16 protein-coding genes and 1 other annotated feature are annotated in these 18,837 nt (G+C 36.5%); all 16 genes read left to right on the top strand.

The genetic code is table 11. The features are described from left to right. The first annotated feature begins 5 nt into the window (after positions 1-5). The 16 genes from EZV73_RS14500 (at position 6) to EZV73_RS14575 (ending at position 18,785) form a co-directional block, all read left to right on the top strand. The gene (locus tag EZV73_RS14500; RefSeq protein ID WP_240841062.1) at positions 6-1,988 is read left to right on the top strand and encodes an ATP-binding protein; all 1,983 of its coding nucleotides are present in this window, start codon (positions 6-8) and stop codon (positions 1,986-1,988) included. Continuing rightward, complete coding sequence (locus EZV73_RS14505; RefSeq protein ID WP_240841063.1) at positions 1,975-3,957, top strand: ATP-binding protein; 1,983 nt, start codon at positions 1,975-1,977, stop codon at positions 3,955-3,957. The genes EZV73_RS14500 and EZV73_RS14505 overlap by 14 nt, the downstream gene beginning before the upstream one ends. Further along, on the top strand, positions 3,945-6,017 hold the full coding sequence (locus tag EZV73_RS14510) for an ATP-binding protein (RefSeq protein WP_240841064.1): 2,073 nt from the start codon (positions 3,945-3,947) through the stop codon (positions 6,015-6,017). The genes EZV73_RS14505 and EZV73_RS14510 overlap by 13 nt, the downstream gene beginning before the upstream one ends. 14 nt (positions 6,018-6,031) lie before the next feature. Next, positions 6,032-6,220 (top strand) — a binding site (T-box leader). 37 nt (positions 6,221-6,257) lie between these two features. Further along, entirely contained in the window at positions 6,258-8,870 is a 2,613-nt protein-coding gene (alaS, locus tag EZV73_RS14515) for an alanine--tRNA ligase (RefSeq protein WP_240841066.1), read from the top strand. Between the two features lie 74 nt (positions 8,871-8,944). Then, positions 8,945-9,196 carry an IreB family regulatory phosphoprotein gene (locus EZV73_RS14520; RefSeq protein ID WP_240841067.1) on the top strand — a complete coding sequence of 84 codons (252 nt, stop codon included), beginning with the start codon at positions 8,945-8,947 and terminating at the stop codon, positions 9,194-9,196. Beyond that, positions 9,196-10,137 carry an aldo/keto reductase gene (locus EZV73_RS14525; protein ID WP_240841069.1) on the top strand — a complete coding sequence of 314 codons (942 nt, stop codon included), beginning with the start codon at positions 9,196-9,198 and terminating at the stop codon, positions 10,135-10,137. Before EZV73_RS14520 ends, EZV73_RS14525 begins: the two co-directional genes overlap by 1 nt. Further along, positions 10,137-10,577: a Holliday junction resolvase RuvX gene (ruvX, locus tag EZV73_RS14530; RefSeq protein WP_240841071.1), complete on the top strand. Its 441-nt coding sequence runs from the start codon at positions 10,137-10,139 to the stop codon at positions 10,575-10,577. Before EZV73_RS14525 ends, ruvX begins: the two co-directional genes overlap by 1 nt. A gap of 6 nt (positions 10,578-10,583) precedes the next feature. Beyond that, complete coding sequence (locus EZV73_RS14535; protein ID WP_240841073.1) at positions 10,584-10,835, top strand: DUF1292 domain-containing protein; 252 nt, start codon at positions 10,584-10,586, stop codon at positions 10,833-10,835. A 3-nt stretch (positions 10,836-10,838) separates the two neighbouring features. Then, on the top strand, positions 10,839-11,279 hold the full coding sequence (locus EZV73_RS14540) for a Fur family transcriptional regulator (RefSeq protein WP_240841074.1): 441 nt from the start codon (positions 10,839-10,841) through the stop codon (positions 11,277-11,279). A 35-nt stretch (positions 11,280-11,314) separates the two neighbouring features. After that, complete coding sequence (locus EZV73_RS14545) at positions 11,315-12,976, top strand: ribonuclease J (RefSeq protein ID WP_240841076.1); 1,662 nt, start codon at positions 11,315-11,317, stop codon at positions 12,974-12,976. Between the two features lie 12 nt (positions 12,977-12,988). Further along, positions 12,989-13,318, top strand: a complete 330-nt coding sequence (locus tag EZV73_RS14550) for a YlbF family regulator (RefSeq protein WP_240841077.1) — start codon at positions 12,989-12,991, stop codon at positions 13,316-13,318. A gap of 5 nt (positions 13,319-13,323) precedes the next feature. Beyond that, positions 13,324-14,316 (top strand): endolytic transglycosylase MltG, encoded by a 993-nt coding sequence (gene mltG / locus EZV73_RS14555; RefSeq protein ID WP_240841078.1) that lies wholly within the window; start codon positions 13,324-13,326, stop codon positions 14,314-14,316. Next, positions 14,316-14,975, top strand: a complete 660-nt coding sequence (locus tag EZV73_RS14560; protein ID WP_240841080.1) for an O-methyltransferase — start codon at positions 14,316-14,318, stop codon at positions 14,973-14,975. Before mltG ends, EZV73_RS14560 begins: the two co-directional genes overlap by 1 nt. Then, positions 14,968-16,206, top strand: a complete 1,239-nt coding sequence (locus EZV73_RS14565) for a U32 family peptidase (protein WP_240841082.1) — start codon at positions 14,968-14,970, stop codon at positions 16,204-16,206. Before EZV73_RS14560 ends, EZV73_RS14565 begins: the two co-directional genes overlap by 8 nt. Next, on the top strand, positions 16,199-16,816 hold the full coding sequence (gene udk, locus EZV73_RS14570; RefSeq protein ID WP_240841083.1) for a uridine kinase: 618 nt from the start codon (positions 16,199-16,201) through the stop codon (positions 16,814-16,816). The genes EZV73_RS14565 and udk overlap by 8 nt, the downstream gene beginning before the upstream one ends. A gap of 61 nt (positions 16,817-16,877) precedes the next feature. Next, positions 16,878-18,785 carry a cache domain-containing protein gene (locus EZV73_RS14575; RefSeq protein ID WP_240841084.1) on the top strand — a complete coding sequence of 636 codons (1,908 nt, stop codon included), beginning with the start codon at positions 16,878-16,880 and terminating at the stop codon, positions 18,783-18,785. Positions 18,786-18,837 lie beyond the last annotated feature (52 nt).

The raw sequence follows: 18,837 nt of genomic DNA on the forward strand, positions 1-18,837 counted from the left end.
AGCACATGAAGAAGATTCAAAAGACAATAACAAATATGATTCTCTTTAATGTAATTATTGCCTTTGTTTTGATTACATTGTTCTCCATGATACGCATGAGAGCCTTTTATTTAGAATCAGTCAGTAAAAGAACTGAAAAAGATGTGATTCATCAGGCCTATGTCTTTGAAGAGGATATGATCGATGTGGAATCGACTACCAAAGCCTTGGTTGCCTTTGTCGAGTCTTCTTTTGATGTTGAAAAGTTTAAGACTGACGAAAGTTACATGGATGACTTTGTTCAAGAAATCGATCCCTATTTTAAAAGAATGGCATTAGAAACATCTGATCTGGGCTCTACTTACATCTATTTTGATCCGACTTATATGAATGGTCAGGTTTATGATGTTTGGTATGCAGATTTAAATTACAGTGGTAAGATTCAGAAACAGCCTTCTACAAATCTTGACTACTTTACCGATGAAAATGACCATAAGAAGTGGTATTTTGTCCCGCTTAGAACCAAATCCTTTTATTGGTCTATGCCTTTTTCAGGACAAAATGAGTTTTCTAGTCATATGACATTTGTTTCAAACAGTGGTCCTGTTCTTATTGAAGACCAGGTGATTGGCGTGGTTGGGTCTGATTATAATTATGAAAAAGTAACCCAGCATATTGAGAACTACAAGGGGATTGGTCAAGCATTTTTAGTCGACCAACATTATCAGTTGATCGCCGCTTCAAGTGATATTGACCTAAGTGCCATACGACAAGACCTGTCAGGTAAGGTTATGAAAGACCATGATTATACCATTATATATAGTGAAATGATGAATGGCTGGTATTATGGTGTTCTTTATGAAGATGGTCAAGTGCTTGAATGGTATCATCACTTACTCATCAATGTTCTATTACTTGGACTTCTGATAGTCATTTTTCTTTATCTTTACGCTAGATATACGTCAAAAAAACTGATTCAACCGCTAGAAAGTCAAGCCTATCATGATGAGCAAATGACACTTCCGGAAGGACTTCTGATGAGAGACGATGAAGTTGGTTTATTATCTCGAGAAATTGACGACATGCAAAAGCTTCAGAAAAAGTTTTTTAAGACCATGGAAGACCAGAACCTGCTTTTAGAAGAAATGATAGAAAAACGGTCACTTTCTATTAAAGAGAACAATTATCTTTTAAGTGAAGCTGTTCAAGCTTCACAGGATAAAAGTAGAGAGCTAAATGATTTAAATGATGAGTTAGAACATGCCATAGAGGCCATGCATGACACAAGAAAGAAAATTGTTGAAATTGAAAAAAGATCTACACTGTCTTATGTTATAACCAAATGGGCCCATGAGTTTAATACACCAGTCGGTTCATATATTACCATGTTGTCTTTTCTAAAAGAAAGAGTATCAAATATAGAAGAGAAGGGCATGCCACTATTTATCAAGCAGTTTCAAAAGACCCATTACATCATTCATGAATCACTTGTCGAGTTAGAAGATTTGATTTCTAAGCTGACGGAAATGGATAAAATGCACGAAGTTAAACCTGTTCAAATCAATGTTAAAGACTTTATAGATATGATTATTAAAACCCTTAATTATCCTAAAATCGGTTTTATCAATCATAGTGATGACCTGATCCTTTTGATTGACAATGGTAAGTTTTCTCAAATTGTCTATCATTTACTGGATAATGCAGCCCGCCATGCTTACGATGGTCATACTGGTCATGTAAGGATTTATGCCTCAAGGCAGGATGATGACCTGGTGTTGAGAGTAGAAGATGATGGTAAGGGTATGACTGAGGCCGTTAAAAATGACATCTTTGTACCATTTTATTCTGGTGGTATCCATTATAAAACTTCTGGTGTTGGTATGAGTGTAGTTTATAATATAGTTAAAAATGTCTTTGATGGTCATATAGAATGTGAAAGTGAAGTTGACAAGGGCAGTGTCTTTTGGTGTCAACTAAAAGTAAGTGGGTGGCCTCATGAGTTTGAATAAAAGAATTGTCTTGTTGATATTATCAACAATCGCCATCGTTTCCATTGTCATTTCATCTGTGATTTTAATATCTTCACAAAAAAGGATTCAAGAAGAGACCATGGCTCTACTGGATAAGACCAGTGAAAATAATGCCCTCCTTTTTAACAGGAACATGGAAAGCGTTGAGGAAATCGCCTATAACATCCGCATAGCCGTTGAATCATCTTTTGATGCAGATCAAATAGGAAACACTGACTATTTAAGAGACTATGAGCTCTTTCTAGAAGACATCATCTATAAGATGTTAGAAGAAAAGCTGATGGTTGATTCAGGTTATATGTACTTTGATCCATCTGTAGATTCTAATGAAACACATGATGTTTGGCTATCTGATTTATCAAGGAGCGACACAATCGAAAGACAAGAGGAAGTAGACTTTAATTTTTATAGTGAACAGAAGGATAAAAGGCAGTGGTATCATAGACCAAAAGAAACTGGCCTTAGTGGTTGGACAGATCCTTTTTCTGGTACACTGGACTACATCATGGATGAAATATTTGTTTCATTTACCACACCGGTTTATGTAGATGATGTATTTATTGGTGTTGCAGGTTCAGAATTTTATCTGTCTAATATGATTGTTTATCTAGACCAGGCCCAGTTGAGTGATGATGCCTTTGGATTTGTTTTGAATGAAGAGCTAGAACTTGTTATAGATGGTGGTATTACGGACCAAGATGTCCTTACTGACAGCAAAAGGATGATCAGAAACGGTGAACTCGGTGTACAAAGATACGGCCATAAGCTTATCAAGTATGTGACTTTGAGTAATGGCTGGCATATGGTATTTTCAATGAATGCCAGTCAGACAGAGAAGATTTCTAGTGAAGTGATTGCTCTTTTAGTGACAACACTTATTATACTAGGTCTTGTATTGATCACCGCCTCACTTATAATGAATAACATGCTCATCAGACCAATCAAGGCTTTGATCAAATATGTCAGTGACTTGTCTTCTGGCAAGTATGATCAAGTGCCATCACATATTCTATTAAATAGCAGTGAGGAGATTCATCGACTGACGAGTGATTTACAGAAACTTTCTCTATCTTTAAAAACAACCTATGATGATATAAGTCATTATAAGGACTCCTTAGAAGAAAGGGTAGATTATCATACGAAAGAATTGAGTCAGAGCCAAGAAATTTTAGAAAATGCCTTATCTGCCAATGAAGAAAAAAACCAGACGCTGACTGATCTGAATAAAAAACTAAATGAAACCATGAATCAGATGAAAGATATGCAGTATAGGGTGATTCAAAGTGAAAAAACAGGTTCCTTGATGTCAACGATCCTTAACCTGTCAAAAGAGTTCCACAAGCCCCTAAAGGCATTTTCATCCAACCTATTAGAACTTAAGTCTCTGTCAGAAGATATCAAGGATGACATGATATCTTTTGAAGCATTTAAGGCTGATTTTCTAAGTAAAAGTCAAAATTGCTTAGATGCCTTAAAAGATATGATTGTTTTGATTGATAAGTTTAAAATGCTGGACCAGGAGTTTTCTAAATCCATCAAGAAGCAAGTTGATTTGGGCCACTATCTTACTTATTTATTAGGTGAAATTGTTAGTGTTAAGTCTACAGCACATGTCTTAATTGACACAGACAAACTCGAATATGTTATGAATGAGCTTGTTTTAAATGCCAAACTCCATTCTAGAGGTCGTGTACACATTGATCTGGCTGTTGAGGATGAGATTATTATTACAGTAACAGATGACGGTATTGGCATGACTGATCAGGTTAAGAACCTGGCTTTAAGTCCATTTTATTCAAGCCTTCCTGAACGAGAAGGACTTGGACTGAGTATCAGTAGCAACATTGTTGAGTCTATGTTTTCTGGTAAATTTATTATAGAGTCAAATTTGAACCAAGGTACCAGGATTAAACTGATCTTACCAAAGGATAAATTATGCGTACAATAAGAATGAAAGTGTTTTTATTAATAACCACTTCCATACTGTTGATCTCTTTGATCATCAGTTCTATTGTTATGCTTAAATCCAAGCAAACCTTTCATGATTTGGCCATTGAAGCAGTAAGAGAAACCGTTGTTACCCATGCAAAGAATTTTGATGATCAACTGAACTTTGTAAAGAAAACAGCCCATAAGGTAGAAATCATCATTGAAAATCTTCTGGATATAAAAAGGTTGAATGAACCAGGTTATCTAGAAGAGTTTGAAGAAGAACTGGCACCACTTATCTACAGTCTTGCTGATGAAGGCAAGCTGACCAAATCAGCATATATCTTCTTTGATCCATCTTTAGATGGTCAGACCCATGATGTTTGGTATACCGACTTAGATGACAATGGTAACTTAATGAGGCAAGAAGAGTTTCCAATGTCCTTTTATGAGAACTTATCAGAAGGGGATGAATGGTACAGTGAACCTAAAAGAACTTTAGAGCCTTATTGGACAAAACCTTATCATGGTAGTGTTGACTTTGACCAGCATGTGATTTACGTGTCTCATACAAGACCGGTCGTCATAAACAATCAGTTTATAGGTGTCGCAGGCTCTGACTATCATTTTTCAACAATGATTGACGAAATCACAAAACTGGATATGTACGACGGTTACGCTATTTTGATGAATGAGTATGGCGAAATCATTGTCCATCCAACAGAAGAAGTTGGTTCTAGTCTACTGAGAGATTTTGATGGTAGGTTTGAAGACATCACCCTTGAAATGATCAAGAAAGATAGAGGATATGTATCCTATAAGTGGCTCAATGATGAAGACAAGTTCATGGTCTTTGAAACTTTAGAAAATGGTTGGAAATTTGCAGTGGCTGTTGAAGACAAGGCCATTACTTCATGGTATAGAGAGTTGCAAATTGTACTTGCTTTTATCACCTTTGGCATCATGGTTGTTGAACTCATTTTAGGTTATCATGTATCCAAGCAGATTACCCGTCCCATTGAGCATTTGGTCTCTCATGTGGAGGAAATATCTCTAGGCAACTATGAAGAGAGTTTACCTAGAAAGCTTTTAGATATGAAAGATGAAACAGGCTCTCTATCTAAAAGTGTAGAGTCTATGCGGATTGGTATTAGAAATAACTTAAATGAGATAAGAGCGCATCTAAGAAAGTTAGAGGATTTGGTATCAGAAAGAACCTTTTCTTTAATAGAAAATCATAAACACTTAGAAGAGGCGCTAGTTGAGAATGACATACAAACCAAAGAGCTAAAAGATGTGAATGAAAAACTTGAGGCTCTGTTAAAAGAGATGCAAGAGGCTCAAAAGGCTTTAATTGAAACTGAAAAAATTGCCTCAATGAATGCTGTGATGACCAGGATGGCCTATGAAATCTTCACGCCAATGGACAATTTTGAAAAGCTTTATAATAGACTCAATCAGCTTAGAAATCACTTGGCTAAAAAGTATGACCAAGCTTCATTAACTAAAAGAGATCTGCTTGAGACCCTTATGGAGTTTGACGAGCAGTTTGTTGTCTTACTTGACTACCTAGACCAGATGAGTGGCTTAGTTGAAAGCTTTAAGGCACTAGATCCTTATACGGATTCCATGACATCTAACTTTGAAATGGGTCATCTTGCTCATGTGGTCATAGATTCTATTATGTTCCCTTCTCACGTTGGTGTAGAGGTCTTGTGTCATGAACCCGTTCATGTTAATTTGGATGCGACCAAGATGTCATCAGTTTTACATCATCTACTGGACAATGCTGCCAAACATGCCTTTAGTGGATTGTCTTCTGGTTTGGTGGTTGTAGACATTTTTATGAGGAACAATAAGCTTCACATCACCGTTAAAGACAATGGGATAGGCATTGATAAAGACATACTTGATAATGTTCTTAGACCCATCTATCATGCAGAGCATACAAGTGGCTATGGCCTTATGATTGCCTACAATTTGGTGGTCCAGTTTTTCGCAGGTTCTATAGACTGTCAGACTGACGAGAATTTTGGTAGTGAGTTTAGAATTTCTATAGCCCTTGATGAAAAAGTATGATATAATTATTTGAAGAAAAGACGAAGAAAGAGATAAGTAGTTCTTATACAGCGAGTTGTCGTAAGGTGAGAGATAACAAAGAATGAAGCTACTCTGGAGTTGCAGTAAGAAATTACTGACGGTAACAGCCGTTATATGTAGGATGTATATCTAAAGTGATCGAAAGATAATTAGGGTGGTACCGCGGTTTTGTCGTCCCTATCATGTCACTTTAGTTTTTTTTGTTTTTGAGGAGGCTACATGAAAATTACAGGATTGAATGAGATTAGACAATCTTTCTTAGATTTCTTTGAGTCTAAGGATCATTATGTTAGAAAAAGCTTTTCTCTTGTACCGCAAAGTGACAAGAGTTTACTTTTAATCAACGCGGGTATGGCACCCCTAAAGACTTATTTCACAGGTGAAGAAACACCACCAAACACAAAGATGGCTACCTGCCAAAGATGTATGCGTACAGCAGACTTAGATAATGTTGGTTACACATCAAGACATGCGACTTTCTTTGAAATGTTAGGTAACTTCTCTTTTGGTGATTACTTTAAAGTGGAATCACTTCAGTGGGGATGGGAGTACATTACAGAGGTGTTAGGTTTACCTGTTGATAATTTATGGGCAACGGTTTACTTAACAGACGATGAAGCTTATGACATTTGGAAAGATGTTATTGGTATAGATGAAAACAGAATTGTAAGACTGGGTAAAGAAGATAACTTCTGGGAAAAAGGTACAGGCCCTTGTGGTCCATGTTCTGAAATATACTACGACAGAGGTCCTAAGTATGGCTGTGACAACCCTGATTGTAAGCCAGGTTGTGAATGTGACCGTTTTGTAGAATTCTGGAACCATGTATTTACGCAGTTTGATAAAGATGAACAAGGCAACTACAACGATCTTGCTAATCCAAATATTGATACAGGTATGGGTCTTGAGAGAATTGCTTGTATCATGCAAGATGTAGAGTCTATTTTTGAAATTGACACATTAAAGCATGTGTTGGATGCAGTTGTTGCTAAGGCAGGTATTGTTTACAATGCTGATAAGAAGCAATCTGTATCAGTTAAAATCATTACTGACCATGTAAGAGCCGTAACCTTTATGGTACTTGATGGCGTTATGCCAAACAATGAAGGTCGTGGCTACGTCTTAAGAAAGATCTTAAGAAGAGCATACAGACATGGTAAGTTATTAGGTATTGAAGGTATCTTCTTAAATGAACTAGTGGATACTGTTATAGAGGTTTCTAAAGAAGCTTATCCTGAGTTGGTTGAAAAGAAAGATTACATCAAGAAAGTTATTGCGCTTGAAGAAGAAAGATTCCAACAAACAATCAACCAAGGTCTTGATATCTTAAAATCTTATGTAAGTGAACTAGAAGGTCAGGTACTTTCAGGTGATAAGGCATTTAAACTTTATGATACTTACGGTTTCCCAATTGACTTAACGAAAGAGATTTTAGCTGAAGACAACTTAACTGTAGATGAAGAAGCTTTCAATGAAGAAATGAAAAAGCAAAAAGAGCGTGCTAGAGCGGCACGTGGTGACCAGTCTGCTTGGGAGAAAAATGCATTAGCAGATACTGATATCCCTGCAACTGAATTCAAGGGTTATAGCTCTCTTGATGGTCATGGTAAAATTATGGCAATTGTTTCTGAAGGTGAACTTGTAGACTCAATTGGTGAAAATACAAAAGCAGAACTTGTACTGGACCAAACGACTTTCTATGCAGAGTCTGGTGGTCAAGTAGGTGATCTTGGTGAAATCGTGACTCATGATGGTATCTTTGTTGTAACGGATACTCAAAAGGCTATCATGGACAGGGTGACGCATAAGGGTTATGTTAAGACTGGTTTGATTCAGGTCGGCGTAGATGCTAAAACTGAAGTAGATGAGGCTGTAAGAATGGCTTCGGCTAGAAACCATACGGCAACCCACATCCTTCACAAGGTCTTAAAAGAAACTTTAGGTGACCATGTAGAGCAGAAGGGGTCTTTGGTAGAGCCTTCTAAACTACGTTTTGACTTCTCGCACTTTGAAGGTATTGATTTTAAGGTGATCCAGTCTATAGAAGAAGAAGTTAATAAAAGATTATTTGAAGCACTTCCAGTAAACACTGAAGAGCTTGCTATAGCAGATGCTAAAGCAAAGGGTGCTACTGCACTCTTTGGTGAAAAATATGGCGATACAGTTAGAGTAGTTACAGTAGGTGACTTCTCGATGGAACTTTGTGGTGGTACACATGTTTCTAATGCCTCTCAAATTGGCTTATTTAAAATCTTATCTGAGTCAGGTATTGCAGCAGGCGTTAGACGTATAGAAGCCATTACTGGTTCTGAGGTATTTAACTACCTAAGCCATGTGGAAGATAAAATGAAGCATGTTTCTGCACTTGTAAAAGGTACTATGGAAGATGTGGATACCAAGGTAGAATCTCTAGCAAATGAAGTGAAGTCTCTTCAGAAAGAGATTGAAAAGATGAAGTCAAAGGCAGCGGCTTCAGGCTTGGATGATATCATTTCTTCTGCAAAAGAAATCTCAGGTATCAAGGTCGTGACAGCTAAGTTAGCTGGCGTACAGCCAAATAACTTAAGAGAGCTTGCAGATAAGATTTCAAATAAAGTAGATGGTGTTATTGTACTGGCTTCAGACAATAGCGAAAAAGTAGCACTGCTTGCTATGGCGTCAGAGTCAGCAATTGCTAAAGGTGCTCACGCTGGTAACATCATTAAAGAAGTAGCTAAAATCACTGGCGGTGGCGGTGGTGGCCGTCCTAATATGGCTCAGGCAGGCGGTAAAGATGCTTCTAAGATTGAAGAGGCTCTTTCTAGGGTATTAACAATTATAGACGAATTATAAAATAAATGATTTTTGTTAAATAAAACACGACAAATCATGTATAATAGTATTAGATATAAGATTGGAGTGGTGAGATGAGTAAGTTAGATGCAACAATGAAATTTGATTTTGACGCGGAACTAAAAGAAGAAGTAAAAGATATTCTAACAAGCGTACAAAAATCTTTAGTGGAAAAGGGATATAATCCTGTGAATCAAATGGTTGGCTATTTATTAAGTGGTGATCCTACTTATATCACGAGTTATAACAATGCTAGACAATTGATGAAAAAAGTAGAACGTGATGAAATCATCGAGGTTCTATTAAAAGCGTATTTAGAGGGTTAATGATTTACAATGAATTAGGGAAGACGGGGATTAAGGTTTCAAAGCTTTGCTTTGGAGGCTTAACCGTCGGTCCTTTACAAAAGAACAAGACACCGAGTGAGGGTGGTAAGATCATTCGTTATGCCTTTGATCAAGGTGTCAACTTTATTGATACAGCCCAGCTGTATCATACTTATGAACACATAAAATCAGCTATGCTAGGTCTTAGGCGAGAGGATATTGTCATCTCGTCTAAGTCTTATGCATATGATGAAAAGACAGCTCTTTCTAGTGTGTATGAAGCCCTTGAAAAATTGGGGACGGAATATATAGATATTTTCATGTTACATGAACAAGAAAGTGAACACACCATAAGAGGACATTTTGAAGCTTTGGAGACCTTTCTTAAATTAAAAGAAAAAGGCATTATCAGGGCAGTTGGTCTGTCTACACATGCTGTAGCTGGTGTAGAAGCGGCCATAAAATATTCAAATGAAATTGAAGTCATCCATCCTATACTCAATGTATCGGGTTTAGGTATCACAGATGGGACTAGAGATGATATGTTAGAAGCCATTTCAAATTACAATGGTGGTATCTACTCTATGAAACCCTTAGGTGGCGGACACCTATTAAATAGAGTGGAAGAGTCTTTTGACTTTATCCTAAAACAAAAGGTGGATGCTGTTGCAGTAGGCATGCAAAACTTTGATGAAGTTGATTATAATATAAAAAGATTTACTGAAGAAATGATAAGCGATGATTTGAAAAATCGTTTAAGAACACAAGTAAGAAAGTTGCATATAGCTGACTGGTGTACAGGATGCTTTAAATGCGTAGAAAGATGTGGGCAAAAGGCCCTGTTAAAGGGTGAGGGTAGACCGATAATCTTACAAGACAAGTGTGTCAAGTGTGGTTATTGTGGCAGTGTTTGTCCTGAGTTTTGCATAAAGGTAGTTTGATGAATAAAATAATGGGTTTAGATGTTGGCGATAAGACAATTGGAGTTGCCATAAGTGACGCACTTTTAATGACGGCTCAGGGTCGTACAACCATTAGAAGAGAATCAATTAAAAAAGACATTGACCAGTTGCTGGATTTTATAGTGACTGATCACATAAATATAATTGTTGTGGGGTTACCAAAGAATATGAACAATACCATTGGGCCTCAGGCAGAAAAAACTTTGGACTTTGTTAAGAAGCTTCAAAAGAAGATTAAATATAGCGATCGTTTGGAAAATCGTGAAATTGAAGTTGTTATGTGGGATGAAAGACTGACCTCTGTTGCTGCGGAACGCTCCATGTTAGAAGCAGATATGAGTAGAAAGAAGAGAAAGAAAATCATCGATAAGCTTGCAGCGGTATATATTTTACAAGGTTATCTAGACAGCAGAAGGTAGGTTATTATGGACGAAAATATTATTGTATTATTGGATGAAAATGGCGATGAAATAGCATTTGAGATTATAGCGGACTTTGAAGTAAATGATCAAGAGTATGCAATTTTAACACCTGTAGATGAAGATGACGATTCAGCACTTATTTTTAAGGTAGTAGACCAAGGTGACGATGAGCCGGTACTTGAGTACTTATCAGATGAAGATGAGTTTGATTTTGTGGCAAAAGCTTACGAAGAGTTGATGGATGAAGAGGATTAAGATATGGAAATGACTGCAGTTAATGAAAAACTGAAGAAAAAAGGATATAAGTTTACACCTCAGAGAAAGGCTATATTAGAAGTCGTTTCTGATAGCGTTGGACAACATTTGTCGTCTGAAGAAATCTATGACTTGGTAAAGGTAAAAAATCCTGAAATTGGTTTGGCAACTGTGTATAGAACAGTTCAGCTTTTAGTGGAACTGGATATCCTATCAAAACTCAACCTAGATGATGGTTTCGTAAGATATGAAATGAACGACCATGATGGTAATGAACATCACCATCACCATTTAATATGCTCACAATGTGGACGCATTGATGAGGTAAAAGAAGATTTATTGGAAAGTATAGAAAAAGAAATCGAAATGAAATACGAATTTCAAATTAGAGATCATAAACTGAAGTTTTTTGGTTTATGTAAGTCTTGTAAAGAAAACCTATAATTCTATAGGTGTTTTTTACGGTTAGGAAGGTAAAAATGAGTAAAAAATTAAAAGTTATACCCTTAGGTGGGTTAAATGAAATCGGTAAAAATATGACCGTTTTCGAATATGACGATGAAATAGTCATCGTCGATTGCGGTTTGTCGTTTCCTGACGACGAAATGTTAGGTATAGATGTTGTTATTCCAGATTTTACGTATCTGAAGAAAAATCAACATAAGATAAAAGGAATTTTTATTACCCATGGTCATGAGGACCATATTGGTGCCATTCCTTATTTCTTAAAGCAGTTCGAAGCACCAATTTACGGTTACAAATTAACACTTGGTCTTGTACAGCTTAAGTTAGAAGAACATGGTTTAATGGATAGAACAACTTTAAATGTTGTAAAACCAAGAGATGTTATTAAAACGAATCATTTCTCAGTAGAGTTTATCAGAGTATCTCACTCTATTCCAGATGCTTCCGCTCTACACATCAAAACGCCTTATGGTTCAATTGTTCATACAGGTGACTTTAAAATCGATTACAATCCAATCGATAGTGAAATGATCGACTTAAATAGATTTGCAGAGCTTGGAAGAGAAGGCGTGCTTTTACTTCTAGCAGACTCAACAAATGTGGATAGAAAAGGTTACACCATGAGTGAATCGACGGTTGGTGCATCGTTTGATGATATATTCCACAACAACCAGGATAAGAGAATCTTTGTAGCATCATTTGCATCCAATGTTCATAGAATTCAGCAGGTTGTACATTCTTGTTATGCTTATAACAGAAAGTTGGCATTCTCAGGAAGATCAATGGTCAATGTATCAAAACTTGCTATGGAACTAGGTTATTTAAAGGTACCAGATGGTATGATCATTGAGTTAAATGAAATTGATAAGTATCCAGACAATGAAATTGTTATTGCAACAACTGGATCCCAAGGTGAGCCAATGGCTGCACTTTCTAGAATGGCCAATTCTGAACACAGACAATTACAACTTCGTCAGGGAGACTTGGTAGTATTTTCTTCATCACCGATTCCAGGTAATGAAAAGTCTGTTAAACGTGTGATTGATAAGATTCTTAAGCTTGGTACAAGTGTTATTTATGAATCACTTGCTGATATTCATGTATCTGGCCATGCCAAAGAAGAAGAACTTAAACTCATGCATTCTTTGGTAAAACCAAAATATTTTGCACCAGTTCACGGTGAGTATACACATCTTTCTCACCATGCATTTTTAGCGGAATCTTTAGGAAAATCATCAAGTGATGTTTTTATCATGGAAAATGGTCATGGTATAGAGATTGACAAGGACGGTGCAAGATATACCAAGAAGGTACCATCAGGCCGTACTTTAATAGATGGTCTAGGTGTTGGTGATGTTGGTAATATCGTTTTAAGAGACAGAAGAATCCTATCTCAAGACGGTTTAATGATTGTTGTACTTGCAATTGAAAAAGAGTCTGGTAAAATAGTCTCTGGTCCTGATATTATTTCAAGAGGTTTCGTCTATGTAAGAGAAGCTGAGACATTGATGTCAGATGCCAAATCAGTTTTAACACATGCGCTTTATGAGTTAGAAAAAGATGGTGTAAGAGAGTGGTCTTCAATTAAGTCCACTGTAAGAGATACATTAAGAACATTCTTATACCAAGAAACTAGAAGAAGTCCGATGATTTTACCAATCATTATGGAAGTATAGAAGGAGGATATTATGAACGTATTAGATCAAGCAAAAGCATTAGCAGAATCAATCAAAACTTCAGAGGAGTTTTCAAACTATAAGTCATTAAAGGAAGCACTTTATAAGAACGAAGAAATCGTTGGTTCTTTATCTCTATTTGAAGCAAAGCAAGCCAACTTACAAAGAATGCAAATGTTAGGCGAGCAGCTTAACGAAGATGAAATCAAAGATGCTCAAGAGTTATTTGATGAATTGAATCAAAATGAAGATGTAAAGGCTTACTTTGAAGCTGAGTTTAAACTTAACCAAATGATGGCAGAAGTTTCTAAGGTTCTTGGCGATGCCATGAACATTAGGTAATTATCATGAAAAGATTATTGTTATTCAGTTTAATGATCGTTCTGGCTTTGTCATTAACAGCTTGTAATTTAGATGAGATGAGAGCACCTGTGGATCCTGAAGATACAGAGATTGTCTTGTTAACAGTAAACAGAGGTGCAACCACCACTTCTATTGGTGCAAGTCTCATGGAAGCTGGACTTATTCAAAGTGAAATGGTCTTTAAAATGGCAGCAAAAGAACTGGGTGCTGACGGTAAGATGCAGGCTGGTGACTATGAGTTATCAAAGTCAATGTCTACAGATGATATCATCGCTAAATTAGTAGCAGGTGATGTTGTTATCAATACCTTTACCTTCACCATCCCAGAAGGCTTTGAGATTAAAGACATCACAGCTAGACTAGTAGCAGAGGGCCTAGTAGATGAAGCCAAGTTCAACGAGGCTTTATTAAGACCTTATGACTATAAGTTTTTAGAGGGTCAAGAATCTCTAGAAGGCTTCTTGTTCCCAGATACTTATGAAATGAAGGTTGGAGCAAGCGAGCAAGAGATCATTGTTAGAATGTTAGATAGATTTGATGAAATCTTTAAAGAAGAATACTATGGACGTTTAGATGAACTGGGCATGGATATGAATCAATTGATTACCCTAGCATCTATCGTGGAAAGAGAAGCACAGGCTAAAGAAGAGTTTCCTATTGTTTCTGGTGTTTTCCATAACAGAATTGAAGACGGCATGTTATTACAATCATGTGCAACTGTTCAATATATCTTAGGTGAAAGAAAAGAACGTTTAACATATGATGATATAGCCATAGATTCACCATATAACACTTATATCAATGCAGGTTTACCACCGGCACCGATTGCCTCTCCTGGCAAGCTAGCCATTGAATCGGCTTTATTCCCAGAAGACCACAACTACTACTATTTTGTTGTGAAAAAAGGTGGCAATGGTACACATGTATTTAGCGAGACATTGTCTCAGCACAATAAGGCGAAAGAAGAAAATAGATAATGAGTAATATAGTAAATGAACATGTAGAAAAGTATATCAGAGGCTTGGTTCATGAGTCAGAAGATTACTTTTTACAACTAGAAGACTATGCAGAAGAACACCATGTACCCATCATTCATAAAGAAGTTAAATCATTACTGGCATTTGTAGTTAAGTCTACAAATGTTCGTTCTGTATTAGAGATCGGTACAGCTATTGGTTATTCTGCTTCTGTCTTTGCTAGGGCCATGAATGGTAAAGGCAAGATCACTTCTATAGAAAGAAGAGAGTCTTACCATGATATGGCCAAAGAAAATGTAGAAAAACTAGGCTACGAAACTGAGTTTGACTTTAGATTAGGTGATGCCATGGAAGTGCTAGATGACATTGATGGGACTTATGACCTTATCTTTGTTGATGCTGCCAAGGGCCATTACCAGGTCTTTTTAGACAAGTGTCTAGATAAATTGAATCCAGGTGGTGTCATTGTTTCTGATAATGTGCTTTATCAAGGTATGATTGCCTCTGATGAGTATGTCATCAGAAGAAAAAAAACCATCGTCAAGCGTATGAGAAACTATCTGGACCATATATCAAACCATCCGGATTTTACAACAACACTTCTACCAATCAGTGATGGTGTTGCACTATCATACAAGCATGGAGGACAAGATGAATAAAATAGAACTTTTAGCACCTGCTGGTGACCTTCAAAAGTTAAAGTTTGCTATTATTTATGGGGCTGATGCTGTATACATTGGTGGACAAATCTTCGGTATGAGAGAAAAGGCTAAAAACTTCTCTTTAGAAGATATGAAAGAAGGGGTAGCCTTTGCCCATGAACGTGGCAAAAAAGTCTATATGACTTTAAACATCATTCCTCATAATGATGACTTAAAGCATTTGGAATCTTATTTAAAGGATGTAAAAGACATTGGCTTTGATGCTGTTATTGTATCAGATCCAGGGACTTTGATGTATATCAAAGAGTATGCACCTGAACTAGAAGTCCACTTGTCAACACAAGCCAACAACACAAACTACATGTCTGCTAAGTTTTGGCATGGCCAGGGCATTTCTAGAGTCATCTTGGCTAGAGAATTGTCTTTTGATGAAATCAAGGAGATTTCAGACAATATTCCAGAAACACTTGAGTTAGAAGCTTTCGTCCATGGTGCCATGTGCATTTCTTACTCAGGTAGGTGTTTGCTTTCTAACTATATGACAGACAGAGATGCCAATCGTGGTTCTTGTGCCCATGCATGCAGATGGAAGTACAAGCTTGTAGAGGAAAAGAGACCAGATGAAGCTTATCCAGTTGTTGAAACTGAAGAAGGTACATTCTTCTTTAACTCTAAAGACTTATGTATGATTGAGTTTATTCCTGAACTTATTAACTCTGGTTTATCAAGTTTAAAAATTGAAGGTCGTATGAAGTCTGTTTACTACGTTGCAAATATTGTGCGTGTTTACAGAGAAGCCATCGACAAGTACTATGAGAATCCAGAAAAGTTCTCTTATGATCCGATGTGGCTTACAGAAATACAAAAGGCCAGCCATAGAAAGTTTACAACAGGTTTTTATTACAATAAACCGACAGAAGAGGATCAATTATATACATCATCTTCTTATGATAGGTATTACAATTTTACAGGAATTGTGATAGACTATGATGAGAAAAGTGGTTATGCAACTATTGAACAAAGAAATAAGATTGAAATCGGTGACGAGCTAGAGGTTATGCAGCCTGGATACAAGGGCTTTACTCAAAAGGTTACGGAGTTAATTGACCATAAAGGTGTGTCTGTAGAAAGTGTACCTCATGCTCAGCAAATCTTTACTATGAAGATGAATCAGCCGGTGAAAGCTTTTGATATTTTAAGAATGAGAAAGGATGAATTTGATGAATAAACCTGTAATTATTGGTATCTGTGGAGGCACAGGCTCTGGAAAAACGACTGTAGCGAGAGAGATTTTAAAGGCGCTGCCTTCTAAGAATGTATCTATCATTCATCAAGATGCTTACTACAAGAAGCAGTCGGACAAGTCTTTCGAAGAAAGAACAGAAACCAATTATGATCATCCTTTTGCATTTGATACGGAACTTTTATTAAATCATTTAGAAGACCTACAAAAGGGTTCTGATATTGATATGCCGATTTATGATTTTTCTAATCACAACAGATGTGATGAGACAACTAAGATTTTCTCTAGAGAGATCATCATCTTAGAAGGTATCTTAATCTTAGAAGATAAGAGACTAAGAGACTTGATGGATATAAAGATCTTTGTTGATACAGACACAGATGTAAGAATCATTAGAAGAATCACAAGAGATATGAACGAAAGAGGCCGTTCTTTAGAGTCGGTTATCGAACAGTACTTATCAACAGTTAAACCTGCCCATGAGCAGTTTATTGAACCTTCAAAGAAATATGCTGATATCATTATTCCAGAAGGTGGCTTCAATGCTGTAGCCATAGACATCATGGTAGGAAAAATTAAAACGATTTTAGACTAATATCACCGGATATTAGTTTTTTTTATGTCTTTTTTGGGTATTCACTTAATGAGGCATGCTTATGAGAAAACTAAGATTATCAGAAAGAATCACAATTATCATTTCATTAACACTTGTTGTTATACTTTCTTTGACAGGTGTGTTTCTTTATGACTTTATTTCTGAAATAACCAGAGACAATGTAGAAGAAGCCTCATCCATGCAGGCCAGCAACATTTCAAAAGATATCACCAATATTTTTGAAAATGCAAAGCTTGCCACTGAATACTTAAGTCTACATAACAGTGTTCAGATGTATCTAAAAACAACCAAACAAAGAGAAGACATCTTTACAAACCAATATACCCAAAGTGTTTATAAGGCCTTAGAAGACGTTATTAACTTGAATGATCGACACTTCCTTGCTTGGGTAGCCAATGAAGAGGCCAACTTTTACATTGACTCTTTAGGTTATTATTCAGGTGAAGATTACGACGTTAAAAAAAGACCTTGGTATGATGTGGCCAATAATGCAGCTGGTGTTGGTCTAACCACGCCTTATGTGGAGTGGGAAACTAGAGAAGTCGTGATTTCGTCTATAATGGCCCTATACGATGAAGGTAAAATTTATGGCTATGTAGCCATTGATATTGTATTAGAAGATGTACCTGAAATTCTAGATATGATGAAACAGGGAGATGAAGATTTTTCTTATTTGATCACTGGTGACGGATCTTATGTTTATCATCCCAATGAAGCTATGATCATCAACCGGGGTATTTATGATAAAGATGATGAGCTTTATGATTATAAGGATCATATCATAAGGGGAGACGGTTCACTGCTTGAAATCAACTTAGATGATAGAGACTACTATTTGGTTTCACATAAGGTAGATGAAAGAGATTGGAAGATTGTTACCTTAATTGATAAAACAAGGCTAGATGTTTTGATTACCAGACGGTCTATACTGCCTATGTTTATTCTCTTTTCTGCCATGATCATAGCTGTCTTTATGATTTATGTTCAGATAAGAGTTACCACCAAACCTTTTGTACACCTTGTAGAAGTAGGCTCTGATATAGCGGCAGGGGACTTTACAAAAAATGTGCCTGAAAGGTACTTGTTAAGATCTGATGAAATGGGTGACCTTTCTAAAGCCTTTCAGTCTATTACTGATACTTTTAGGTCAGTTAATACAAGATTAGAAGAGGAAATAGAAAAGAAAAATCTAGAGCTGGAATCTCAGTATAAACTTTTATTGGAACAGGAAAAGCAAATCTCTCTTGGCTATATGGTGACAGGTGTTGCCCATGAAATTAACACGCCGCTAGGGTCATGTTTATCACTGGCAACCTACTTAGAGAAAAATCTTAATGAAATCAAGGAAAAAGCCGCAACCGGTACCATGACAAGGTCTGACTTTGAAAGAATCATTAAGACTTCAGAAGAATCTATGGGCCTCTTAATTGAAGGTCTGACAGATGCCAATACTATTGTAAGTAACTTTAAGATGATTTCTATGGATGCGTCTAAGGAAAGTAAACATAAGTTTAGACTGGTGGATGTTTTTTCTGCCCTTATCATATCTATGAAGAGTGAGATAAAAGATCATAAAGTAATGATTAAGTGTCAAGAAGAAATCTTTATTAACTCCTATCCATCTGCTCTTTCTAATGTTTTCAGCCACTTGATCATCAATTCAGTCAAACATGGCTTTAAAGACAAGGATGGTCAAATTATCATTGATGTAGAAAGTAATGATAACTTTATAGAAATACATTACAGAGACAATGGGCTTGGTATGTCTAAAGAAATTATAGACAAGATGTACGATCTATTTTATACAACAAAACGTAACTCCGGTTCTGGGGGACTTGGTATGTACATTGTTTTCACTACTGTCACCCAAAAGCTAGGAGGCAGCATTGAGTATGTAGGTTCTATAGAATCAGGTGTCTATTACCTTATAAAAATACCAATCAAATAGAATTTCGCACATCGAGTGCAGATTTACTCATGAAAATGAGTTTTTAAACCTA

This window comes from Acidaminobacter sp. JC074, assembly GCF_022496765.1.
GTDB lineage: Bacteria > Bacillota > Clostridia > Peptostreptococcales > Acidaminobacteraceae > JABXKX01.